The organism is Pseudoalteromonas sp. '520P1 No. 423' (assembly GCF_001269985.1).
Classification (GTDB): Bacteria; Pseudomonadota; Gammaproteobacteria; order Enterobacterales; family Alteromonadaceae; genus Pseudoalteromonas.
In genome coordinates, this window is the sequence record NZ_BBZB01000002.1 from 1,170,892 (window position 1) to 1,196,741 (window position 25,850).

The 25,850-nt window shown below is 35.6% G+C and carries 19 protein-coding genes and 1 pseudogene; 7 read left to right on the forward strand and 13 right to left on the reverse strand.

What is annotated here, in order from left to right; translation table 11 throughout:
- Nucleotides 1-222: 222 nt before the first annotated feature.
- The 4 genes from PSA_RS23600 to PSA_RS23610 form a co-directional block, all read right to left on the reverse strand.
- A complete protein-coding gene (locus PSA_RS23600) occupies nucleotides 223-1,704 on the reverse strand; it encodes a carboxypeptidase M32 (protein WP_042149348.1) in 1,482 nt (493 codons plus the stop codon).
- Nucleotides 1,705-1,749: 45 nt separating this feature from the next.
- Entirely contained in the window at nucleotides 1,750-1,905 is a 156-nt protein-coding gene (locus tag PSA_RS25655) for a hypothetical protein (RefSeq protein ID WP_157575831.1), read from the reverse strand.
- Complete coding sequence (locus PSA_RS23605; RefSeq protein WP_042149351.1) at nucleotides 1,892-2,347, reverse strand: DMT family transporter; 456 nt, start codon at nucleotides 2,345-2,347, stop codon at nucleotides 1,892-1,894. The genes PSA_RS25655 and PSA_RS23605 overlap by 14 nt, the downstream gene beginning before the upstream one ends.
- Nucleotides 2,348-2,740: 393 nt before the next feature.
- Nucleotides 2,741-3,217: an AAA family ATPase gene (locus tag PSA_RS23610; RefSeq protein WP_042149354.1), complete on the reverse strand. Its 477-nt coding sequence runs from the start codon at nucleotides 3,215-3,217 to the stop codon at nucleotides 2,741-2,743.
- Nucleotides 3,218-3,428: 211 nt separating this feature from the next.
- Here PSA_RS23610 and PSA_RS26105 point away from each other — a divergent pair, with 211 nt between their 5' ends.
- Together PSA_RS26105 and PSA_RS23620 are read left to right on the forward strand one after the other, a co-directional pair.
- Nucleotides 3,429-3,683 carry a hypothetical protein gene (locus PSA_RS26105; RefSeq protein WP_042149356.1) on the forward strand — a complete coding sequence of 85 codons (255 nt, stop codon included), beginning with the start codon at nucleotides 3,429-3,431 and terminating at the stop codon, nucleotides 3,681-3,683.
- Nucleotides 3,673-4,467: pseudogene (locus PSA_RS23620) on the forward strand (LruC domain-containing protein). Before PSA_RS26105 ends, PSA_RS23620 begins: the two are co-directional and overlap by 11 nt.
- A 65-nt stretch (nucleotides 4,468-4,532) precedes the next feature.
- Here PSA_RS23620 and PSA_RS23625 read toward each other — a convergent pair.
- Nucleotides 4,533-7,325, reverse strand: a complete 2,793-nt coding sequence (locus PSA_RS23625; RefSeq protein WP_042149361.1) for an ATP-binding protein — start codon at nucleotides 7,323-7,325, stop codon at nucleotides 4,533-4,535.
- A 432-nt stretch (nucleotides 7,326-7,757) separates the two neighbouring features.
- Between PSA_RS23625 and PSA_RS23630 the strand changes: the two genes are divergently transcribed.
- Nucleotides 7,758-8,912: a glycerol-3-phosphate dehydrogenase/oxidase gene (locus tag PSA_RS23630; protein WP_042149365.1), complete on the forward strand. Its 1,155-nt coding sequence runs from the start codon at nucleotides 7,758-7,760 to the stop codon at nucleotides 8,910-8,912.
- A 196-nt stretch (nucleotides 8,913-9,108) separates the two neighbouring features.
- Nucleotides 9,109-12,102, forward strand: coding sequence for a TonB-dependent receptor domain-containing protein (locus tag PSA_RS23635; protein ID WP_042149367.1), 2,994 nt, complete (start codon nucleotides 9,109-9,111; stop codon nucleotides 12,100-12,102).
- A gap of 69 nt (nucleotides 12,103-12,171) precedes the next feature.
- On the opposite strand, the gene PSA_RS23640 is transcribed toward PSA_RS23635, so the two are convergent.
- The 7 genes from PSA_RS23640 to PSA_RS23670 all read right to left on the reverse strand — a co-directional run bounded on the left by PSA_RS23640 (nucleotide 12,172) and on the right by PSA_RS23670 (nucleotide 21,104).
- Nucleotides 12,172-13,404: a hypothetical protein gene (locus PSA_RS23640; RefSeq protein WP_042149370.1), complete on the reverse strand. Its 1,233-nt coding sequence runs from the start codon at nucleotides 13,402-13,404 to the stop codon at nucleotides 12,172-12,174.
- Between the two features lie 160 nt (nucleotides 13,405-13,564).
- Nucleotides 13,565-15,244, reverse strand: a complete 1,680-nt coding sequence (locus PSA_RS23645; RefSeq protein WP_082305890.1) for a trypsin-like serine protease — start codon at nucleotides 15,242-15,244, stop codon at nucleotides 13,565-13,567.
- Between the two features lie 354 nt (nucleotides 15,245-15,598).
- The gene (locus PSA_RS23650; RefSeq protein WP_042149373.1) at nucleotides 15,599-15,832 is read right to left on the reverse strand and encodes a hypothetical protein; all 234 of its coding nucleotides are present in this window, start codon (nucleotides 15,830-15,832) and stop codon (nucleotides 15,599-15,601) included.
- A gap of 129 nt (nucleotides 15,833-15,961) precedes the next feature.
- On the reverse strand, nucleotides 15,962-17,608 hold the full coding sequence (locus tag PSA_RS23655) for an electron transfer flavoprotein-ubiquinone oxidoreductase (protein WP_042149375.1): 1,647 nt from the start codon (nucleotides 17,606-17,608) through the stop codon (nucleotides 15,962-15,964).
- 13 nt (nucleotides 17,609-17,621) lie between these two features.
- A complete protein-coding gene (locus PSA_RS23660) occupies nucleotides 17,622-18,551 on the reverse strand; it encodes an electron transfer flavoprotein subunit alpha/FixB family protein (RefSeq protein ID WP_042149377.1) in 930 nt (309 codons plus the stop codon).
- Nucleotides 18,551-19,300 carry an electron transfer flavoprotein subunit beta/FixA family protein gene (locus PSA_RS23665; RefSeq protein WP_042149379.1) on the reverse strand — a complete coding sequence of 250 codons (750 nt, stop codon included), beginning with the start codon at nucleotides 19,298-19,300 and terminating at the stop codon, nucleotides 18,551-18,553. The genes PSA_RS23660 and PSA_RS23665 overlap by 1 nt, the downstream gene beginning before the upstream one ends.
- A 22-nt stretch (nucleotides 19,301-19,322) precedes the next feature.
- Nucleotides 19,323-21,104, reverse strand: coding sequence for an acyl-CoA dehydrogenase C-terminal domain-containing protein (locus PSA_RS23670; RefSeq protein ID WP_042149381.1), 1,782 nt, complete (start codon nucleotides 21,102-21,104; stop codon nucleotides 19,323-19,325).
- A 198-nt stretch (nucleotides 21,105-21,302) separates the two neighbouring features.
- On the opposite strand from PSA_RS23670, the gene PSA_RS23675 reads away from it, so the two are divergent.
- From PSA_RS23675 to PSA_RS23685, 3 genes are all read left to right on the forward strand, one after another.
- Entirely contained in the window at nucleotides 21,303-22,307 is a 1,005-nt protein-coding gene (locus tag PSA_RS23675; protein WP_042149383.1) for an AraC family transcriptional regulator, read from the forward strand.
- 113 nt (nucleotides 22,308-22,420) lie between these two features.
- Entirely contained in the window at nucleotides 22,421-23,437 is a 1,017-nt protein-coding gene (locus PSA_RS23680; protein WP_042149385.1) for an ATP-dependent 6-phosphofructokinase, read from the forward strand.
- Between the two features lie 572 nt (nucleotides 23,438-24,009).
- The gene (locus tag PSA_RS23685; RefSeq protein WP_059365067.1) at nucleotides 24,010-24,438 is read left to right on the forward strand and encodes a hypothetical protein; all 429 of its coding nucleotides are present in this window, start codon (nucleotides 24,010-24,012) and stop codon (nucleotides 24,436-24,438) included.
- Nucleotides 24,439-24,803: 365 nt separating this feature from the next.
- Here PSA_RS23685 and PSA_RS23690 read toward each other — a convergent pair whose 3' ends face one another.
- Entirely contained in the window at nucleotides 24,804-25,829 is a 1,026-nt protein-coding gene (locus tag PSA_RS23690) for an IS110 family transposase (RefSeq protein WP_059364957.1), read from the reverse strand.
- Nucleotides 25,830-25,850: the final 21 nt, after the last annotated feature.

Consider the following 25,850-nt stretch of genomic DNA (forward strand, 5'->3'; position numbering starts at 1 on the left):
AATAATTGAAGTCATAGTTATTCTCGGCAATAGCTCCTGCATTGCGCTACCTTCTGAATCCATTCAGTCGTATTTCAAAATTATTTAACGCAGTATAAATCGTTTTTAAACCCGCCTTACAGGAGTCTATGGGGATTTACACTTCGTTGTTATGTTATCTTTTAAGGGCTAAATAAAGCAAACATCATAGCGCAGATATTATTGCGCTATGATTAAAAACATTTAAAGATAACGGTTTTCTAGGTGGATTTTGAAGTGCTGTGCATTTAAAGTTTTACCTGTAGCTTGTTTAACTAATTCATCTGTTGATAATAATGACGCTTTTGACCAAACGTTTTTACCTAACCAATCAAATATGGGGCTCAGGTTTTGTTGCTCAACCAAACTATCAACTTTAATTTCTTTATTCATAGCAGACATAAACTGTGCAGCATACATAGCACCTAAAGTATATGATGGAAAATAACCAAACGAGCCATCAGTCCAATGAATATCTTGCATACACCCATTAGTGTAATTATCTTTAGTTGATAAACCTAAATACATTTTCATTTTAGCATCCCATAACTCAGGGATATCTTTATGAGATATTTTTCCATTCATTAAATCACGTTCTATTTCGTAACGTAAGATTACGTGTGCAGGATAAGTTACTTCATCTGCATCTACTCGAATAAATCCAGGAGACACTCGGGTATAAAGCTTTAAAAAGTTATCACTTTCAAATACCGGTGAATTTGTTTGTTTAAATATAGATGCAGCCATAGGGGCTAAGCTATTTATAAAAGCTTCACTTCTCCCTAGTTGCATTTCAAAAAATAAACTTTGTGACTCATGTATGCCCATAGAACGCGCACTGCCAACAGGTAATGTGTTTAATGCTTTAGGTAAACCTTGTTCATAACGTGCATGGCCTGTTTCATGGACTATGCCCATTAATGATTGTACAAAATCACTTTCATCATATCTGGTAGTAATACGAACATCTGACGGTACACCGCCACAAAAAGGATGCGCACTAACATCTAATCTGCCGTGGTTAAAATCAAACCCTAGCATCTTCATCACATCTAGGCCTAGTTGTTTTTGTTGTTCTTGCGGATATGTGCCTTTTGGTGCAATAAACGATTCTTTGGATTGTTTATCAGATATTTGTGTAATTAAATCTGGCAGCCAAGTTTTTACGTCACTAAATAGGACATCTAAAGATTGGGTCGTTATACCAGGCTCATACAAATCAAGCATGGCATCATAAGGCGTTAAATTAGCTGCTTGTGCTCTTATTTTGGCTTCTTCTTGAGATAGTGCAACAACTTGAGCAAAGTTATTTTCAAATCCATGCCAATCATTATCGCCTCTTTGAGTACGCCAAGCATGTTCACATTGTGATCCAGCCAAGGATTTAGCTTCTACAAGTTTTTCAGGTAATACTGTCGCATGCTGCCAATGGCGTTTCATTTCAATAAAGCTAGCAGCTTCAATACTTGATAGTTCGTTTTGATTAACATTAGAAAACCAGTCACCTAATTGAGGGAGCGTTAATAGATGATGAATATGAACTGATAGTTCTGCCATTGATTCTGAACGCGCCTGATTACCACCACTTGGCATGACAGCGGCCTGATCCCAACCACATATAGAAGCCAAATGTTTAAATCGAGAAATCTTTTCAAAATGTGATACGAGCTTTTGATAATCCTGCATAAATTCCCCTTAATTATCTGAAAAATATATTAATAATATGAGATACTAACATGGCACGCGATAATATACATTGTCACTATCTCTCTCAAAACCCATAGCACGATATAACTGCATGGCTCTTTGGTTATCTTTATCCGTGTTTTTATTGTGTTTTAATAGAAAAGTTAAGCTGATCAAATACAAACCGTTATTTTTTAGCAACCAAAACCAAGCCTATAACAACAAATAGTGCGCCTATTATTCGGTTAGTATTAATTTCAATTTTTGGATATCCTAGCCAACCATTATGATCAAGTGCCAAAGATGCAATAACTTGATCACATACTACATATACCGCTAAAACCAAGGCACCTAACTTAGGTGCTAAAAAAATAGACATTGCAATATTAAAGGATCCAAGCAAACCGCCAATCCATGCCCAGCAAGGGAACTGAGCTAATGAACCTGGTTTGAGCCAAGCATCTCCTTGTATAAAAGCAACTATACCTAAAATAATTGTACCGAACAAAAACGAAATGAAAGCTGCTTGAATTGAGTTAATTAAGGCAAGTCTGAGTTGTGAATTTACGCCTGCTTGAGATGCTAAAGAAATACCAATTAACACACTAAATGGTAATAATAGATATACTCCGAAGTTAGTCAAATTAAATTTCTTTGTATAATGATATAAAATAAATGTACAGATATTACTCCCGTGGGATATCAATCAAAGATGTCTCTAAAATGTTACCATTATTAGCTGTGATCTCTGACATAATTTCATAATAAAATTTATCTATAGGATGTTTTAGTTGCATTGATATTTCAAATACCCGCTGAATCGATTTGCTCTTAAATACCATAATAAATACTTTTTATTATGGTATTTATATTTTAAACCAAGATTCAATTTGTACTTCTTTATCTTGTAAAGTCGCAGCAGCTTCATCAAGGCGTGGTGCAATCACACGGCGCCAATGCTCTACTTTTCTCAGTATTTGGCTTAAGCAGAATTAACCCTGATGCATATTCTATTTTTATTATCTTATTCTTGTTATCAGTTAGATGTTATCTGTTGTTTTTTACCTGAGAAACTTTGATAAAGTTCATTATGGCAAGTAAAAGAAAACGTATCATCTCTGTCATAATAACCTGAAATCCAATTTAATAACATTGGCAGGTTTTTATCTTGTGCTGCTTTTGATTCATATTTATGAGGCTCCCATGGTCTATTATTTGCATTTTCTTGGCAAAGTTCTACAGGAAGGTTTAAGAAAACTAATTCGTTAGCGTACTCAAAAAGGCACTGAATTAAATCACCATAACAACCTTCAATCACCCAGTTTTCATTTTGCTCAATAAAGGGGATTATTTCAGACATTGATTCTTTAAGCGGTCTTCTTTGTATTGGGTTGTCTTGTTCAAATGCCACTGTATCTAAATCTAAATGTACTAAGTTTTCATTTAAGCTTAGCTTTTTAGCATAAGTTGATTTTCCTGAACCTGAATTACCAAATACTAAAACTTTTTTCATTTAAAACCCTTTTTTAAATTTTGTGATATCAGTTAAATATCTTATTGCACATCAATATATATTATTTAATACAATAACAAAATCATTGTAAAAGCCAATCTGAATTGCATAATGCAAATAAGTGAAAATTAATTGTTATAATTAACAATAGTTTAATAGTGGCTCGCTTTATGCGTTATTAGCATCTTAAAGTAAACTAAAGCTCTTAATCATGACAAAGTTACGCATACTATTAGTTTCATTTTTTCCATACCTTATGGCATGTGGTGGTGGCAGCGATAAAGCAAAAACGACTTCCACCGAGCTAGAACCAAGTCCTATCGTTGTTGAAGAACCTGTTCAATCAACTGGTTTTTCAGATATTACAGTATCAGATACCTTTAATTGGTCAATGCAATCACAAGCAAATACAAAGCGCAACCTTGCTGGTCAGGGCCTGGGATGTCGATTCAGAGGTGACTCATAGCCAAAATGGTGAGTATGACGGCATTGCAGTTGATGGCATAGATTTAGATCCAAGTCTACTTCAAGGAATAAATAATTCTCCTCCATATCAACCTGAAATTAGTTTTACACCTAATACTGCTTCCTCCGTAAATGATGACTTAATAGTAGCTATTATTGGGCCTACACAAGCTGATCCGGATAATGATTCAGTTACATACCACTATCGTTGGTTTGTTGATTTTGGCCAAGGATACTTTGTAGATGATACCTTTGCAGGTAAATCAGAACATACTGGAAATACAATACCTTCAAGTCAAACAAATCTTGGCGAACGCTGGCGTGTTACCATAACACCAACTGATAGCAACGATTTTGCTTTGAGTTTTGATGGATTTGATTCATCTGATGTTAAAGTATCTAAGGACGTTACTTTCTCATTTAGTTTCACAGATGCGGTTGACAGGAGTTTATTGGGAACAGCTCCTTATAACCCATTTATTTTTTCTACGCATAATAGAGGAATAGAAGTTCATTTACCTAATAAACTACCAACAGACTTAGCTGACCAATCTCAGTTTGGAACACAAGATGGTGACTCATCAAGTGTAATTGGCAGATATTATATGACTTCAGATAATTTACCTTGAGCACTAAATATTACATCACGTTGGAAGCACCCATATGAACGAGTTGAGATCACTAATGCATATCCTGAAATTACTCCTTGGGCAGAATCTTCTGGTAATAGTAACTTGACATGGTTTAGTGCCCCAACAATCATTAACTGTTGGCAATGCCAATAAAATTAATTAATTTAGCAATAAATAAATCCCTTAAAGCTCTGATTTTTTTTAAATTAGAAGATTTTTCATTCAAAGTTTTTACAAGTCCATTTATTAAGTACCGATAATAACACCTCGTTCTCTATCGGTTTACTTATAAAGTCGTTCATTCCTGCTGTTAAACACCTCTTCTGATCTTCATCAAATGCATTAGCCGTCAAAGCTATGATGATAGGTTTACCATACTTACTTGGAGACTGCCTAATTAATCGCGTTGCTTCTAAACCATCCATTATCGGCATTTGACAATCCATTAAAACAGCTGAATATGTTGTTTGAGATAACTTGTCTAAAGCTTCTTGACCATTTTCAGCTATTTCTACATTAGCATCAAAAGACTCCAATATAGTGTGTGCTACGATTTGGTTTACTTTGTTGTCTTCTACTAATAATATTTTTTTTCCATATAAATGAGTCTCTTGCTTAACACCTGTTTTTTTGTCACTTTTTATTTGTGAAGGTAATATTTGGAGCATCACTTTAAAACAGCTGCCTTTATCTATTTCACTGTCAAGCTCCATTGAACCGTTAAATAATAAAACCAGTTTACGACAGATGGCTAGCCCTAAACCTGTTCCACCGTACTTTCTGGTGGTAGAGCTATCAGCCTGATTAAACTCGGTGAATAATTTTTTTTGTTGATCGTCATTTATACCAATACCAGTATCAACTACAGCAAATCTTAAAATATGATTTGAATATGTCATATTTAATTTCACTTCGCCTTGATGAGTGAACTTACCCGCGTTACTTAATAAATTGGAAATGATTTGTTTCAATCTAACAGGATCTGTATCCACCCAGATAGGTAGCTGTTCTAAGCCATTTACTTTAAATGATACCCCATTTTGTAATGAAGACAGCTTAAATATTTGTATCGATTCTGCAAATAAATCATGAAGGTTTGTTTTACAGTGTTCTAGCTTTAATTGACCCGCTTCTATTTTAGAAAAGTCTAATATATCATTTAGTAACGTCATTAATGTATTTGCAGAACTTTGTGTTAATTGCACTTTGTCTAAGACATCATCAGGTAAATCAGGCATTTTTAAAATAATATTGTTCATACCAATAATGCCATTCATCGGCGTTCTAATTTCATGACTCATATTGGCAAGAAAAATAGACTTAGCTTTATTAGCTCGTTCAGCAACTTGCATACTCAGCTTTAAACTCTGTGTGGTTTTTTCTACCTCTGAGGCCAAGTTTTCATTATATAAACTCAACTTGCTATTAAGATCTGAATTTTCTTTATCTGACTTTGCCAGCTCAAAAAAACTAATATTAAGCTTATTGGCCAGTATATTAAACTGCTGCTGTAACTGATCAATTTCATACCAAGACTGTTGTTTATTAAGCGCTACTCCATTATTTTTCATTGGGTCAAAGTCGTTCATTTGCTGACTTAAAGAATGTATTCCAGATACTAACCAACGGCTTAATTTGGTTGTGAAAATAAACACTAAGACAAAAATACATGACATCGCTAAAATCGCTTTGAGCCATGATAAAGCTGATTGCATTTCTATATAAGACTGTTTAAAAAACAAAACAGAACGCCACTGGCTTTGCTGTGATTTTTGACTACTTACAAAATATGCTTCGTTTTCTTTTGTGGTAAATATGGGGTTGTTATCATCAATATTTAATAATGCTAATTTATCTTGAGATACTTTACTTAAAATTGGATAATCCATTTCACCTGAATAAAATACCACTTTATTTTCTTTATCTAAAATCAACAAATCCACAACTTGATCAAACAATTTAGGTTGATAATTTGATAAGTCTTTTAAATTTAATGAGCCTTCAATAATACCTGTAAAACGGTCATTATCATAAATACCTTTAGCAATTGCGACGATAGGATCATTGCCAAAACCTCTACCTTCAAAAGCATCTGATATGTACACGTTTTTATTCATTTCACTTTGTTTGAAATACTCTCTATCTGTTACTGAGAAGCTACCACTTTTTAATTTTTTAAGAAAACTACTTGGTACCGCACTTTCTATATAACCTGTTTTATCTGCCGTAAAGCTGGTTAAAAAATTAGGATAGTTGTCTGTTAAGTTATTAATGACATCTTGATGAGATGCACCATTAACAATACTTTGAGAGCCAACTTTTATTGCATTTGCATGGCGTGTTAAATGTGTATCAACTAGATTTGCAATACCACCCGCTTTATTGGCTAATTGTGTACGCACATCAAATTGAAACTTTTGGTGGTTAAAATTAATCACAATAAGCGTAACAGCTAAAATTGCTAAACCAACCAAAGTACTAATTGTTTGATTCAGTAGACTTTCTAAAGACGTTTTATGATTTTTATTTTGTGATATAAAATGAGATGAATATAAATACACCATATTTGCGATTGACAAACACACCATTGCATTTAATAAATATTTAACCTGTGCAATGACAATAGATAACCAAGGAATATTAAATATAACAACCCCAATTACGCCAATAATTGGGATGCCTATTAATAACCAAAACACGATTCCAGTGCTAAAGATAGGTTTATGTTTTTGAATTGAGTATCTATATAACCACAATAATTCAAGAGTAAGTACAATTGCAGACCAACTATGTCCCCACTTTATAAATAAGAAACTACTCGCTAAAGAACCTGTTACAAGTGCATAACGCAATCCATATTTGAATAGGATATAAAATGCAAATAATTGACCAAAAAGAAATTCGGTGTTTGATAAAAAAGACAGCGGTAATAAATTGATTAGGCCACCAAAGCAGCCAAAGACAATTGATTTTATCCAAAGATTAGAAATTAAAGCTGGCTTATTAGTCATATATTCGCTTTTTTGATACTTTTAAAAGCTAAAATACCATTCAAGTTAGATATTTAAAACTATTCACTAATATATTTTAGTTTAAAATAATGATTATATTTATATAGAAGAGCTATATAAAGCAATAAAATTTCTTTGATTAGCCATACACGTAAATGGCAGTGGCAAACTTGGATCACAATGATAACCAGCAGGATATAAACTATGAGGCACAAAATAACCCGGCGTGTTCTAACTCATTTCAATATTAAAAAATACCATCCACAATAGCTTACTTATACAATAAGCCTTTATATCATACCATTTGTGTTATTTAACTGGCCCTGAGTGGGAGTTTAAATAACGCCTTCAAAAATATTCACTTTTATACTTGATTATTCTTATATATTTTACAAACTTAACTTAATAAGGTCTTATTGAGATTATAAGTTTATGACGCAGTTTGATGTCACTATTATTGGAGGAGGTATAGCAGGTGCAGGCGTTGCCCAATGTGCAGCCGCAGCTGGTTACAGCGTATTACTTTTGGAAAAAGGTGATTACGCAAGTCAAACTTCATGTAGTTCAAGTAAGTTAATACATGGGGGTTTACGTTATTTAGAAACAATGCAACTTAACTTGGTATACAACGCATTACAAGAACGTGCCTCATTATTAAAATTAGCCCCCGAATTAGTACACCCTATTCCTTTTTACATTCCTGTATATAGTGATACCTCAAGAAGTGTTTGGACATTAAGATTAGGTTTATCATTATATGCTCTACTATCTGGATTTAATAAGCTAAGCCGTTATAAAGAAATACCAAAAACAGATTGGTCACTATTAAAAGATATAAAAACAGAGGGGTTAATTGCAGTATTCCAATATTGGGATGCACAAACAAACGATCAATTATTAACTAACAGTATTATTAAAAGTGCGCTTAACTTAGGAGCCAGTGCTCATTCTCATGCCGAATTTATTAAAGCTGAAAAGCTCAGTAGCGGATATAAAGTATCATTTAATATAAATAAAGGGATAAGTGAAGTTAATACACTAATGATAATTAACGCAACTGGGCCTTGGGTGAATGAAACTTTAGATAAAATTTACCCACAAGTTAAGGGCTGCAATATTGATTGGGTGCAAGGTACGCATATTATTTTAGATAAAACGGCGCCCAAAAAAATATTCTACTTAGAGTCTAAAGCTGATCAACGTGTGATATTTGTTATGCCTTGGTATGGTAAAACACTAATAGGCACTACTGAAGTTGTTTTAGAAGAACTTCCAGAATATATCAGCCCCCATGCAGAGGAAATCGATTATTTATTATCAGTCTACCAAAGTTATTATAAAGGAGAATTACCAAAAATCATTCGCTCCTTTGCAGGAGTACGTGTATTACCTAAGCAAAAAAATGCTGCTTTTTCACGCCCTAGAGAAAGCATTATCTGGCAATCACCTCAAAACCCTCACATTATCAGTTTATATGGTGGTAAGTTAACAACTTTTAGAAGTACAGCCAAAAAAGTGGTTAAACAAATCAAACACACCATTGGCCCAAAAGAAAAATGTGTAAATATTGATAATCTCAAATTATAAGACTTAACCTCCTAGCTGCCTTTAAAAATTTAAATTGTAAATATATATAACTAAATATTGCCCACATGTATCTCAATTGTTATATTTATCTCAGAAATAATCTGAGATAATTGTTATATCTCAATAATTCTAATCATAAATATAAAAATCAACAGGATTTATATATCTAAAAAGATATAAATTGGGGTGTAATTAAATGACTAAAAATCTAATTTTAAATAAAACGCAACTGGCTGATGCAGTCAAAAAAGCGCTTGTATTTACTACATTGAGTTCTATTTATGCCGCGACACCGAGTTTTGCCACAGAAGAACTGGCTGATGAGCAAGTGGAGCGTATTTCAGTGACAGGATCTCGAATTCAAAGATCGAGTGCACAAATGACAACACCTACCACCGTCATAGATTCTGAAGCAATAGAGATGTCTGGTGCTAAAAATATAGGCGACTTACTTAATAAATACCCTGCCTTATTAGATGGTATTGGTGGTGCAGGTAATAATACCAATAGTGGCGCGAGTTTTTCTTTAAATAATGCAGGATTAGAACTTGCTAATTTAAGAGGGTTAGGTACAAACAGAACATTAGTGCTCGTAAATGGTCGCCGTCATGTGCCAGGTGCTGCCGGTACCTCCGCAGTAGATATGAGCATGATCCCTTCTGCACTGGTTGATCATATTGAAATTATTACTGGTGGCGCATCAGCAATTTATGGCGCAGATGCTGTTACAGGTGTTGTAAACTTTATCTTAAAAGATGATATTGAAGGTTTAAAAGTTGATATTTCAGCAGGGGTAACTGGTGAAAGTGATGGCGAAACTCAAGACGCTTCTTTTACATATGGTCGTAATTTTGATAATGATAATGGTAATATCACTGCACATTTATCTTACTCAAATGAAGAAGAAATCCCATTTACAGCAAGAGATTACGCTTTAAATCGTTATGCATTTAGAGCTAATCCACTCAACACTGGTCCAGATGACGGTATAGCAGATACTATTTTCTTTAACGATGTACGATATCAAGCTTTAAGTAAAGAAGGTTTATTTTATGTGCCTAATGATGATTGGGTTTTAAAGGATACTGGTTTTGATATTATTAACAATCCACTGCCTCCTACTTTTGCAGATGATCCTTTCAGCTTAGGCTATGACACATATGCGATCGATAGAGAAACGGGTCAATTCAGAGATTTTGTTCCGGGTATAAATTGTCAGGTTGTACCATGTGATGGTGGAGATGGTTTCAGAACCCAGGAAACGGGCACACTAAACTCACCAAGTGAACGTTTAATTTTTAATATTAATGGTCACTATGATGTAAATAATGATCTTAGATTATTTGCAGAAGCTAAATATGGCAAAGTAGAATCGGCTGTATCGACACAAGCGTCGGTTTTTCACGATGATAACTTTGGGCCGCTTATTTCTATTACCAAAGATAACCCATTTAGACCACAGCAACTTGTAGATATTATGCATCAAAGGGAACTCGATGTTGTTGCATTAGCAGTTGTTGGTTTAACTGCAAGAAATGAGAACATCAGAGAAACTAGTCAATTCACATTGGGTGGTGAAGGTTCATTTTCAGATTATGATTACAATTTTTATATTCAACACGGTAAAGTTGATAGTGAATTAAACTCTGTTGATATATTAAATGAAAATTACTATCGTTCTTTAGATGCTGTCACAGATGAAAACGGTAACGCTGTTTGTCGAGATGCTGCGCAAAACCCAGAGTGTGTCGCATTTAATCCAATTGATGGTTTAGCCTCTGATGAAGCAAAAAATTACGTGGGTGTGACATTACAACAAAGGAATTCTATCGAGCAGACAGTCGCAGCATTTTCTTTAAGTGGTGAATTATTTGAAGCAACTGCTGGAACTGTAGATTTTGCAGTAGGTGTAGAATACCGTAAAGAAACATCAAACAGTACCCCAGACTTATTATCCCAAGCAGTAGATGCAGATGGCGTTGGCTCAGGTTTAGTGGGTTCTCGTACTGGTCCTACCCGCCCTGAAAATTCATATTTAAGCCCTGTAACCGGTAGCTATACTGTAAAAGAAATTTATGGCGAATTACTTGTCCCTATAATTGAAGGCCAAACTGTAATAGAGAATCTAGATTTGGAGTTAGCGGCACGTTATTCTGATCATAGTGTGACAGGTGGCGACTCTACTTATAAATTAGCGCTTAATTGGGCTATTAACAGTAATTTTAGAACACGTTATACATACTCTCATGCCGTTCGAGCGCCAAATATACAAGAGTTATTTGCAGCAGAATCAATTGGAGGCGCAAATATGACAGATCCATGTCACTCTGATAATCAGTTATTAGGCCCTGATGGCAGCAGTCGTGTAGCCAATTGCGCAAGCTTAGGTTTAGCACCAGATTTTGTATCTAATGCGTCTTTTGGTACACGCTCTGTTGAAAGTAAAGGCAATATTGAACTAAACCCTGAAATTGCAGATACATTAACTGTTGGTTTAGTTTATACCCCGTTTAGTGAGCTTAGTATTGCAGTAGATTATTGGGATATCAATATTGAAGACGCTATCACTACCTTTGAAGCTACTGATATTTTAAACAACTGTGTTGATGGTCAAAGTTTAAATAGCGTTTTTTGTGATGCTGTTAAAAGAGATACAGAAGGTCAAATTTTACTGGTTTCTACACAAAGTATTAATGCTGCAAATTTTGCAGCAAGTGGTACTGACTTAGATATTAACTATAGCCATGGTTTATCTTTCGGTCAGCTAAACTTTACTTTCAAAGGCACTTATTTAGATGAAAAAACCTTTCAACAAAACTCAGCAGATCCAACTGATATAGACAGCCAAGCTGGTGAAGTAGGCTCTCCTCATTTTAGGGCTTTAGTCACGTCAGCTTTAAAAACTGATAATATGGTAGCAAGTTGGACTGTAAACTACATAGGCGAATCTACTTTTGATAAGGATGCTAAGCCTGAAGCTTTCCCAGAATCTTTCAATAATAAAGTTAAAGCATATACTTACCATAACCTTAACTTAAGTTATTCATATAATGATGACATATCTTTGTATTTAGGAATAGACAATGTAGCAGATAAAAAACCAGCAGCATTGCCTAATTTAAATGCCGGTGGCTTATTATATGATGGCATAGGTCGCAAATATTATGCTGGTATGCAGTTTAATTTGTAACCCTTAATATAGATAAATAAAACGCCACTTTGTGGCGTTTTTACATACTTATGTAAGAAAAGATATACTTTAGCAATGTTCAAAGTAAATACGGTATGTAGATGACCAAATCGGATATTCAACTTCCATCATATAACACACAAAGTCATCTTTATTTAAGTTTGCATAGTTAAATAAGTAGTCGCTCATATCGCCCACTTTGAGTGTGCCAATTATTTTGGCTCGCTCTGAACTTGAATGTAAAACATTAAGCTCTGGGAACTCTGGTAATCGCTCAGTCCACATATCTGAGGCTCTAAGTTTACCCTCTTCTACTCTTTGATTATTAGAGTAACATCCCACATTAACTGAACTTCTCATATCTAATTTTTTGTCTAAAAAAACCATCATTACGAGTTTCTCAGTCGGTGATTTAATACTAATACTTGTTGAACTACATTTACTCTGGTGCACCAAAGGGTTAGCTAACTCATCTGGGTTACTAAATAAAAAGCTAGCATCAAAAGGTGCATTGCTATCTAAGTCATTAAATACTATGCCTGAATTACTCGCTGAAAAACTAGAATATGAGTCAGCTAAATTAGGATCTGAAAATTCATCTATTATGCCAATTTGGAATTTGCTTGTATCTATTCTTGAGTTTGAAGTCACATTGTCAGGTGCAATAAAACCAGTTGGATTTGGGTGTGTATAAAACTGAACAAACGGAGGTGAAGCTTTGCTTCGCTCAATACCAATCTTTGTGATCATGGCGACTTCTTGTAAAAACTGCTTATCATTTTGATTTTCAGTTAATACATAACACGAAAATAACGTTTTTATAGAAGATGATAGCAATTGTTTTGAACACAAAAAGTGTTGATTTCTTTTTTGCTGTGCTGACAAACTGACTGTTTCAGTGATTTTATTTGGCTCATTATCAGTTAATAACCGTTTTAAATGGGCATGACTTTTTGCATAGAGCTTAATTTGATGATTAAAAGCTTGAACCACATTTTCAAGTTCTAGAATATGCTGTTTTTGTAATGAGACATGCTTTAATTTAGAGATAAAGTCATCTAAACCGGAAATACCAGGTAATAGAGTTAATACTTCTTTTCCGTTTCGACTCTTTTGTAAAGCATTTAAAATACGCTGACAGTTAGATTTATTGTAATCAAGCCATTTAGACATACCTGATATCGAATGCGCTGATTGCGGAAATTGTGAGAATAGACCATTTAAAACACTTTTAAAGTTTTCACCTGTTCTATTTAGTGCAATAAAATCTTCATTTGTAAGGGGTTTTGTTTTAAAAGACATATATTTTAATAATTATTTTAGCCTATCTAGAATTCTATCTTAAATTATAGTTATAAGGAAATTAACCCGCATTATATTTATCTCTAACGCTTGCGCATAAAAAAAGGAGCCAGGGGACTCCTTTGTTACAACAATAATTTCATTTATAACTTAAGCTATCCTAATTACATGTTCCTGATTCAGTCCATGGACCCCAATCACCTGATTCTGCCGGATTTTGCCCTTGAGTCCACCAGTTGGCTTTATATTTAACACCATTAAGTGCGACTTCATCACCTGTTAAATAAACAGCTGTTGCAGTCCATGTTTCAATACCTGAACAACCTGTATTTGTTGATTCATTAACTGTTACTTGTTGTGTTGATACACTCGTTAAACCTTCAGCGTCCATAACTGTTAATGTCACATAATAAGTGCCTTCAGAATTATAAACATGTATCGGGTTTACTGAATTTGATGACGTATTATCACCAAAATCCCATACACGAGAAACCACAGCTTGATCATCTGTAGAACTGTCAGTGAAACTTGCCGATAACTCTGAAGTAGTCACATTAAAGCTTGCTACTGGCGCTTGATTTTCGCCAGTTGAGCTACATTCACCAAGGTTTTTCCATACATTACTATAAACATTAGGTTGTGCGCCTGTAGACCACCAAGTTGCTTGGTATTTATTGTTTAGGTAGCTAACAATATCATCTAATTGGTAACTTGTACTAGCACTCCAAGCATTAATGCCATCACAACCAGGTAAAACAACACCACCATCAATTTTAATAACTTGAGAAGTTGTATCTGTTTGACCTCTAGAGTCAGTTACTGTTAATGAAACTGTGTAATCACCTTTTACAGCATAATCATGACTAGGGTTGATTTGAACTGAAGTATTATTATCACCAAAATTCCAGCTATATGATACAACACCTTTATCATCTGTAGAGGTACTTGTGAAATTAACGGACATATCGCTTACTTGAGCACTAAAACGTGCTGTTGGTGGCATATCATCAACTTCACCAATACCTGTTTTTGCTTTGATCCAATCAACATAACTAGTTGTACGGGTAAAAGCAGTTGCACCTCTACATTCACTACCCCAGCTTACTGTTCCGATACTATAGAAATCGCCGTTAGCAGATATCGCATAAGGCCCCCCGCTGTCACCGTTACACGCAGAAACACCACCTGTACCTCCACCACAGATCACAGAACCTGGAAGATTAAACTGTAATTGACTACTACAAGATGCATTAGAAATTACTGGCAAATCAACTTCCCTTAAAATGTCACTTTGAGAACCACGATTACTTGTTAAACCCCAACCAGATACAGTTACATAACTGCCAACACCTGCATATTGATCTTCAATTAACTGTGTTGGTAATTTTGCTGGTTTATATTGCGAACTTGCAGGTGATGCTAGCTTTAATAACCCAATATCATTGCCAGAGCGAATACCATTTGCACCACGCCAATTTTCGTGGTTAATAATTTGGCTAACACGAATAGTTTGTCCATCTCCAGAGCGCATACTATGAGCTCCAACTTTTACAGTTAAGGAGCTGGTTGAAGCGTTATCTAAACAATGAGCTGCTGTTAATACCCAACTACTGCTGATCAAGGTACCGCCACACCCTTGGCGTCCATTCATTAGTAAAGCAACTTGATAAGGTCTAGAATATGGCGTAGAAGCTGTTCCACCTACAATTTGTGGTGTAACACCATCGTCAATAGCAGCAAATGATGACCCAGTTAGTAAGCCTGCCATAACTGCTGAAGTCTTTAACATTACTGATAAGTTTTTACTCACCGTGTTTGTATTATTGTTTTTTATATTCATAATTCTCTCATTATTTTTATTAATCTTAAAGCCACAAGTGACACCTAAGATATAATCTCAGATTAACATTTATGCAACAAATACCTAAAAAAGGCACTTTATCGAATTTGTAAACTATTGTTTGTTTCTCACACTTTATTTCTTTGTAACAATAACTTAAATGTATAAATAAGTTTACGCACAGAAATCGAAAACGATAAGTTTGATTTAACAAGTGATAGGAAGTGAAATATTTGTAACTTAGAGCAATATATTTTGTTTGATTTAAAATACAATAAACAAGCGATTAGGCTTCTATTTTTATTTATAGGATTGAACTTGTAATACTTAATAAATTATTTTAATTCAAAGGGCTTAATTTCTTAATTTTATATCGGGTTTATGATCAACTTCACCATCTTCAGCGATGGATATAATTGATTCATCTAAAGTGACAATCGCTGTTTTACCTTCAGGCATATCTCTAATAAATGCCAAATGATAACCAAATTGGCCAACATCATTAAGCGATAGCTTTTGAGCTAATGTTAACTCGTTTAATAATTCTTGAATTTTACGTTCAATATTTTGGCGTTTGTCTTCTTTCATCGTATTGATTTTCTGCTAATTTAATTTGCACTTATAAAAAGTATAGACATCAAATTATATCTTCGCAAAATAACAGCCATATAAAAACCTGAAGTGTCGCTTCAGGTTATAGGTGGAGTTAAATGTATTTTACATATTTGGGTAGTTAGGGCCGCCGCCGCCCTCCGGTGTAACCCAAGTTATATTTTGTGACGGATCTTTTATGTCACAGGTTTTGCAGTGCACGCAATTTTGAGAATTTATTTGAAATCTAGGTCCCGACTCTTCTTCAATAACTTCATACACGCCTGCTGGGCAATATCTTTGAGCTGGTTCTAAAAATTCAGGTAAATTGTATGATATCGGAATCTGACGATCAGCTAGCTTCAAATGACAAGGTTGGTCCTCTTCATGGTTAGTATTTGATAAAAATACAGAAGATAACTTATCAAAACTTATTTTCCCATCAGGCTTAGGGTAATCAATAACACTGTAAGCTGCCAGTGTTTTTAATTGTGCAAAATCAGCTTTATTGTCATGTAAAGTAAAAGGTAATTTTCCACCAAATATATTTTGGTCAGCAAAATTAAATGCTCCACCTAATATTGCACCAAACTTATGCATCGCAGGACCAAAGTTTCGGCTCTGTTTTAGCTCCTCATAAACCCAAGAATTTTTAAACCTGTCATCAAAAGTCGTTAGTTCTTTAGCACCATCACAGCCATTGTTTATTGCCTCAAATACTTCTTCTGCAGCTAGCATACCTGACTTCATTGCAGTATGAGTGCCTTTAATTTTCGCGAAATTTAAAGTCCCTGCATTACAACCTATGAGTAATCCACCCGGAAATGTCATTTTAGGTAAAGCGTTAAACCCACCTTTGGTAATTGCACGTGCACCATATGAAACGCGCTTTGCGCCATCTAAATATTGCTTTAATATAGGGTGATGTTTGAGTCTTTGGAATTCATCAAATGGGCTTAAGTATGGGTTTTCATAGCTTAGATCAACAATTAAACCTGCTACCACTTGATTGTTTTCAGTATGATATAAAAAAAAGCCACCTGAAGTACCTTTATCTAACGGCCAGCCAGAACCATGGATCACTAAGCCTGGTTGGTGTTTATCTGCAGGAATATCCCAAAGCTCTTTTATACCTAATCCATAATGCTGTTCGTCACTTTTACTATCTAAATTAAATTTTTCATATAATGATTTTCCTAAGTGACCGCGGCAACCTTCTGAAAAAAGGGTATATTTTGCATGTAACTCCATGCCTTGCATATAACTGTCTTTTTGCTCACCTTCTTCACTTATTCCCATATCTCCAGTGGCAATACCTTTTACGGAACCACTTTCATTATAAAGAATTTCAGATGCTGCAAAACCAGGAAATATTTCTACACCTAGTTGCTCCGCTTGATCAGCTAACCAACGGCAAATATTACCTAAACTGGCAATGTAGTTGCCCGTATTGTGCATTGTTTTTGGCACAAACATATTTGGGAATTTTATCGACTTTTCTTCATTTTGAAACATGAACAGCTGATCTTCTGTAACAGGCGTATTGAGCGGGGCACCCATTTTTTGCCAATTAGGGAATAATTCATTCAACGCTTTAGGTTCAACAATTGCGCCAGATAGAATATGCGCGCCAACTTCAGAACCTTTTTCTACTACACATACAGTTAATTGACGCTTTGCTTCATTTGCTTGTTGCATCAATTTACATGCAGCTGCTAAACCAGATGGTCCAGCTCCTACAATTACAACATCAAACTCCATTGATTCACGCATATTCAAATCTCACTTATAACTTGTCGGTTAGCTCTGGCAGTACGTCAAATAAATCTGCAACTAAACCATAATCAGCTACTTGGAAAATAGGCGCATCTTCATCTTTATTAATAGCGACGATGATCTTAGAGTCTTTCATACCTGCTAAATGTTGAATTGCCCCAGAAATACCCACTGCAATATAGAGATCTGGTGCCACAATTTTACCTGTTTGACCCACTTGCATATCATTTGGGACAAATCCAGCATCAACAGCAGCACGAGATGCACCCACTGCTGCTCCCAGTTTATCTGCTACGCTTTCTAATAAAGTAAAATTTTCGCCATTACCCATACCGCGACCACCTGAGATGATCACTTTTGCGGCTGTGAGCTCTGGCCGTTCTGATACTGCGACTTCTTCACTGACAAACTCTGATATTTGTGCATCATTAACAATTTCTAAGCTTTCAATCGGCGCACTTACATCAGATGCAGACGCCGGATCAAATGCTGTGCCTCGTACTGTGATCACTTTAATTGCATCTAGAGATTCTACTGTTGCAATCGCATTGCCTGCATAGATTGGACGCTGAAATATATTGCTTGATTCAACTTTTATAATATCTGAGATTTGTGCCACATCTAACAAAGCAGCAACGCGTGGCATAAAGTTTTTACCCGTTGTTGTTGCAGCAGATACAACATGGCTATAATTTGAGGCTATTTCTATTACTAACTTAGACATATTTTCAGCAAGTTGGTATTCATACGCATCATTATCAGCAAGTAATACTTTTGAAACACCATTAACCAAAGTGCCCTGCTCTGCAACAACACGACAGCTTTTACCAGCAACAAGTAAATGACATTCCTCACCCATTTGAGATGCTGCTGTGATCGTATTTAAAGTCGCCGCTTTTAATACCGCGTTATCATGTTCTGCAATAATTAAAATAGCCATTAGATCACCTTCGCTTCATTTTGTAGTTTTTCGATTAATTCTTCTATACTGTTTACTTTTATACCCGCTTGGCGCTCAGTTGGAGCTTCAACTTTTAAGAGACTTGTATGGTTTTTTAGTTCAATACCTAAATCAGCGGGGGTTTGAACGGCAAGTGGTTTACGTTTAGCTTTCATTATATTAGGTAAAGATGCGTAACGCGGTTCGTTTAAACGCAAATCTGTCGTTACGATTGCAGGCATATTCAGTGCAACCGTTTGTAAGCCACCATCAACTTCACGAGTAACATGTACTTTATCGCCAACAAGCGCAACTTTAGATGCAAATGTGCCTTGCGGTATATCTAATAGCGCACCTAGCATTTGACCCGTTTGATTATTATCGCTATCAATCGCTTGTTTACCCATAATGATCAAACCTGGTTGTTCAGCTTCAACCACTTTAGCAAGCAACTTTGCTACATTTAACGATTCTGGCATTGAATCAGTTTCAATTTGAATACCGCGATCGGCACCTAGTGCAAGTGACGTACGAATTTGCTCCTGACATGCTTTAGGACCTATCGACACAACAACTACTTCTGTTGCTGCACCTGATTCTTTTAATCGAATCGCCTCTTCTACAGCAATTTCACAAAATGGGTTAAGTGCCATTTTTGTATTTGCTAAATCAACATCGCTGTTATCCGCTTTAACACGTGCCTTAACGTTATAGTCTATAACGCGTTTTACTGTGACTAATATTTTCATTTTATTCTCTTATTCTTAAATTTTAAAATTGGTCTTCAGATAATGACATGATGCTGTTGCTGCCTGCTTGAATACTTGCCATGTTTGTATGAATTCGCGGTAGTAAGTGATCAAAGTAAAATTGAACTGTCACTAATTTCGCTTTAAAGAATTGGGGATCACCTTGGGCTGAATTTAATTTTTTTTGTGACTTTATTGCCGCCTTTGCCATCATCCACGCACCAGAAATATAACCAAACATCATCATAAAGTTCACACTGATAGAGCCAGCAGCAGACTTATCTGTTTGCGCATTATCTAATAACCAGTTTCTAGCTTGCTGACCAGTTTTTACAGCATTGTCTAGCGATAAAGCTAACTTATCCAACTCTGGATAGTGTTGTAAATCTTTGCTTGTTTGTTTTATATCAGATAGTAATTGTGCTAATTGCTCACCTTGATCAAATAAGGTTTTACGGCCGACTAAATCTAGCGCTTGAATGCCTGTTGTGCCTTCATAAATGGTTAATATTCTGGCATCTCTATAATGTTGTGCAGAACCTGTTTCTTCGATAAAACCCATACCACCATGAATTTGTGTACCAAGATAAGTCACTTCTTGAGCTAATTCGGTTAACCAACCTTTTACAATTGGTGTATAAAGTTCTACACGTGAAAAATGTTTAGCTTTTTCTTCAGATGTTTTTGCATATCGTGATTTATCAGCTTCATTACTAGCAACATAAGCAAGTGCGCGCATCGCTTCTATGCTCGCTTTCATTTGCATTAACATACGGCGCACATCAGGAAATTTAATGATAGAAAAACGACTTCCATCTTTGTTGGTACCTTGTAAGCGTTCTTTAGCGTACTTTAATGCTTGTTGATATGAACGCTCAGAAACAGCTAACCCTTGTAGGCCAACATCTTGTCTTGCATGGTTCATCATAGTAAACATATACGATAAACCTTTGTGTGGTTCACCTACTATATAACCTACCGCGCCATCATTATCACCAAAACTCATAGAACACGTAGGGCTCGCATGTATACCCAATTTATGTTCAAGTGCAGTACAGTGAACATCATTAAGCTGACTAGTCGTATTACCCTGCTCATCTAATAAAAACTTAGGTACAACAAATAGAGAAATACCTTTTACGCCAGCGGGAGCATCAGGTAGTCGTGCTAAGACTAAATGCACGACATTTTCGGTCATTTGATGATCGCCCCAAGTAATAAATATCTTTTGACCTGAGATAAGGTAATGATCATCACTTGGAATCGCTTTTGTTTTAATAGCGGCTAAGTCAGTGCCTGCATCTGGCTCTGTTAAGTTCATAGTGCCAGTCCATTGACCGCTTATCATATTAGGCAACCAAGTTTGTTTTAAACTATCACTACCATGATGTTTTATGGCTGAGATTGCGCCTTGCGTTAGCATCGGGCAAAGAGAAAAGGCTAAATTAGCACTTTGCCATACTTCGTTTATGGCTGTACCAAATAAATTAGGTAAATTCTGACCACCATATTCTTCTTCAGCGGTAAGCGATGACCAACCATTTTCCATATATTGTTGATACGCTTCATTAAAGCCATCTGCTTGTAGTACTTTATTATCTGTTAAAGTAGCACCTTGACTATCGCCTGTTTTATTTAATGGTGCTATCACTTCTGAACCAAGTTTAGCTGCTTCATTTAATATGACAGATGCAAATTCGCTATTTACATCTTCAAGTCCTGCGTTTTCGCAAAAAGCGTCAAATTCAACAATCTCTTTTATTACAAAATCTACATCTTTATATGGATGGTTATACTCACTCATGATCTTTCCCTTTATTTTTTAAGCACACGTCGCTTTATTAAGGTTATTTAACCTTGCATCCAAGCGACAAACAATAACAAAACAAGCGCATTAATTGATATTTTCGGACAATTTATTTAAAATTTGATAATAATCACCGTGTATTTAGCTTTAAAAATGTGATCCACGGACATATTCGAAGAATAAATAGGCATTACTGTGAGTTTAGTACATCATTCAATTTCAATTCATTTTGTTACTACTTTAATTAAAGCTGCAAAAAACAAAGATTTAAATTGCGAACTATTATTACAAAAAGCTGATTTGAATTTAGATATGTTAAAAAATTCGCAGCTAAGGATCACACCTGATCAGTTTAGTAGATTAATGAGAGAGCTGTGGCATCAAGGAAATGACGACTTTTTAGGCCTTGCAAGTCAAGCAACAAAACACGGTGTATTTACCTTAATGGCAAAACAAGCTGCTCATTGTCCAAACTTAAAAGCGGTATATCGCCATATCAGTCACTTTTATAACCTAATAACAGATGCAGTGACATTAGAGTTTAAAGTTGAAGGTAACCTTGCCTACTTTACAATGACTTTAGCCGACGAATCTCTTGATCCTGATTATTCTTTGCGAGAATTTTTGATGTTAGTTTGGCATCGCTTTCCAAGTTGGCTCATTGGCCAACATATACCTTTAAAGTCTATTCATTTGGCCTATCCAGCGCCTCTGCATATTGATGAATACAGCTTAATGTATCCCTGCCCAGCAGATTTTAATCAAGAGAGTACGACAATTATATTTGATACCAAATATTTAAAAATGCCCGTGATCCAAACAGCTAAAGCACTTAGAATCTATCTTAAACGTGCACCATTTGATTGGTTTACGCGCCAAGCTTATTTTCAGGTGTTTACACAAAGAGTTGTAACTTATTTAGAGAATAATGCACAAATAGCATCAACAAATATGGATGCAATTGCGCAACAACTACATGTAACAACTCGTACGCTTAGAAGAAAATTAAATGATGAAGGTACCAGTTTTCAAGCATTAAAAGATAATGTGAGACGTGATACTGCAATTCACTTATTAAGCCAACCTAACATTCCAATATCAGATATTTCACGGCAACTTGGTTTTTCAGAGCCAGCGGTATTTACTCGCGCATTCAAACTTTGGACGGGTGTATCACCAAAAATTTACAGGACTAAATAAGCTGATAATTTGTAATTTTGACTTTAAATTTTAATTGACCAAATCTTAGATAGATCAGACAGATAACTTACGATAATCTAGCGTCAGCAAAGATAAATATAGAGTTTGATACCATGGATAAAATAGTAATAGCAGATAAACCCATACTTGCCATAATTACCTCAGGTGGCGATGCGCCCGGTATGAATGCCGCTATTCGCGCAGTCACCTTAAAAGCAATTCAAAATGGGTATCAAGTATTCGGTTTTATCGCTGGATTTCATGGCATCATTGAAAAAGACTATATCGACTTAACTTTAAAAAATGTTGATAATATTATTCATAAAGGCGGCACTGTTTTAAAAACAGCACGCTGTAAAGCCATGTATCAAAGCGAAGGCGTAGCACACGCCGCAAAAAGCTTAAATGATTTAAATGTAAATGCTTTAGTTGTGATTGGTGGTGATGGCAGTTTTAAAGGCGCACAAGCTTTAGCCCAAAAATGGCAAGGTCAGCTGATCGGCATTCCAGGTACCATAGATAACGATATTAATGGCACAGATCAAACCATTGGTTTTTGGACTGCAATTGATACCGCACTTGATTGCATTGATAAAATAAGAGATACCGCTGATGCCTTTGACCGCATTTTTGTAATTGAAGTGATGGGTCGTGACTGTGGTTTTATTGCCATGGAGTCAGGTATCGCATCGGGCGCACAACAAATTATTTGTCATGAACTGATTGAAAACGAATCAGAATTTATAGCTGGGTTACTTGAATCAATTAAAGATGCAACTAAGCACAATTATCCGCAAAGTTATGTGATAGTAGTTGCAGAAAACGCCCTATCATTCTCTACTGCAGAGCTTGCTAAAAAGATTTCAGCCCATACCGGTGTCGATACCCAAAGTGCGATTTTAGGTTATGTACAACGCGGCGGCGCACCCGTTGCCATGGACCGTGTTTTAGCGACACAACTTGGTATTAGTGCTGTAGAAGCAATATGTGATAAAAAAAGTGATATCATGGTTGGCATGAACAAAAGTGAAATAATCCACTTCCCACTTGCTGATACCAATCAGAAAAACATCACCAATCAAGCATTAATTAAACGACTTGAGCAGTTTAGTTTTAACCTGACGATTTAATAATGTATGTAGTTCTTTTTAAATTGTACTTTTGAATCAAAATAACTAAGTCTGGTCGGTTTGGCCGAGCAAAATATAAAGCGCTTAACTACGCTTTTTTTGTATCACTTTAGCCAGTAAATTTTAAAGTATTTTTAATGCTTTTTGTAAATTCCAGTATGTTATTTGCATAAATGACCTCATAATTACAGAATCATCGCACGGTTTGCTAATATAGAGCGCACGCTTTGTCTTGCTGTAAAAAAATAAAGTAGGTACAATCAATCGCATACGAAAATATGCTCCGATATAATAGGCGCACATAAATTACAAAGCGTGCAAGCACACTTTATTTAGTTAAAAATTGTTCAACATGTGTCTGATAATAAAGCATTAAATAGTGATTTTTACGTAGAGGTCTAACCAGAAAAGCGTGCATGCACACTTTACTACCTCCGTTTTTGACGTTATTTATCTCTAAGCTATTTATTTTTAATTACTTATTTTTAATTTATATTAAAAGGTCTAACCTGATAAGTGTGCGCGCCGTTTATACAAATGTTAGATTTTACGAAAGGATTGCGTTTAATAAAATGTTTGGAGCATTAATCAGGTATTTTTATAGTAACACTCGCCAAGAGTTGCACTCTGCATTAACCGTTTTAGTTTTTGCCTCAGCCTACGGTATTGGTTTTTTGCTTCTCTGGTTTCTCTTTCCTTTGGTTGGCTGGGAATTTAATATAAATTTTGAGTTAAGTGGTTATTTTATTGGTTGTATTGGTGCAGGGGAATTGGCAAGAGGTTTTGCTAAGTTAAAGCTACCGAGTAAGCATAGTTTGGGTTCACATTTAACAAATGCAATTGCTGGTGCAATAACAATAGGTTCGTTTTGGTCATGCATGGTTTTAAAATGGCAACATGAACTTTGGACTATTCCATTTGCATTTATTGTAGGTTCACTATTTTATATATTGCTCGAGTTTGCTCGTAGATTCGATGATTGGTGTCACAGTAAAATCTAACTAGGCACTCAAAAGGACAAAAAACAGTTGGTTTTTGCTCCTGCGTCGCTTATTTTAACCAACTATTTTTTGCCTCTTAGTGAGGCTACATGGACTCCCCGTTGTCAAGCAATAACACTTTTTGATAACAAGAAGATCTGACAGCAGCTCTACATTCGGCGTTTTTTAGCTTTGTTACGCTATCGCCCTGATGATTTGCGCTTGAGCAATGCCTCATTCGTTAAACAGAATCTTCTTTTATAAAGAATTATTCTTCCCGACTAAACAGGCTTTCTTGCTCTCGGTCTGACCGTGTTATCGTCAATTGCTAATGCACAGACTCGGTGAGTTAAACTCTTTTTTATTTAACTTTGTTACTTTAAAACTTATTTTACATAATCAATTTGATATTCTTTTTCTGAATGTAACAGTGCCCAAATTAAGCGGGCATTCTTTGCAGCTAATGCAACCGTTGCACGTTTAAAACCGCGTCGTTCAATGAGGTCTTTGACCCACAGACTCGTTCGGTCTGTTTTATTTTTGCAGTTTGCGATTACTGCTCGAGCACCATGTATCAGGCAAGTGCGAATATGTTTTTCACCTCGTTTACTGATACGGCCTAATCGCGCAACCCCACCAGTTGAATATTGCCTTGGTACTAAACCAATCCATGCAGCAAAAGAACGACTGGTATCAAAATGTTTAGCATCATTTACTGTGGCGACTACGGCTGTTGCAGTGACCTCGCCAATACCTGGAATACTCATAAGCCTTTTGGCGTCTTTCATTTGGTTGGCGAGTTTGTACAGTTTTCTATCGTATTTGAGTATTTCTGCATTTAAAGATTTAATACTTTGCCATAAATCATTGAGCAATTCACGCGCAAGAAAAGGTAGGTTATTTTCAGCATCTTCAAGAATACCGTTAATGGCATTTTGTGCAGGGTATCGACCTTTTGGCATGATGATACCGAACTCAGCGAGTAAACCGCGTAATCGGTTTATACGTGCGGTTCTGTCTTTAATTGCACCTTGTCTGATGCGGTGTAAACACAGCACGGCTTGTTGTTCTTCGCTTTTAATACTGACAAAACGTGTTTTTGGTCTTGTAGCTGCTTCGCAAATAGCTTCAGCATCATTGGCGTCATTCTTTTCATTTTGGCGATAGGGAATAACAAATTTAGACGCCATAATACGCACATCATGACCGAGTTTGATAAATTCCCTTGCCCAATAGTGGGCACCGGAGCAAGCTTCCATTGCAATAATACAGGGTGGAAGTTGTGTTATTTCCTCTAATAGCTTGTTTCTTTTGATAGTTTTTCTTAATTTACACTTGTCATGCTTATCAACACCGTGGATACTAAAAACTAATTTGGCTAAATCAATGCCAACAACTTTAATTAAAGACATATGGGCTCTCCATTTTTTGAC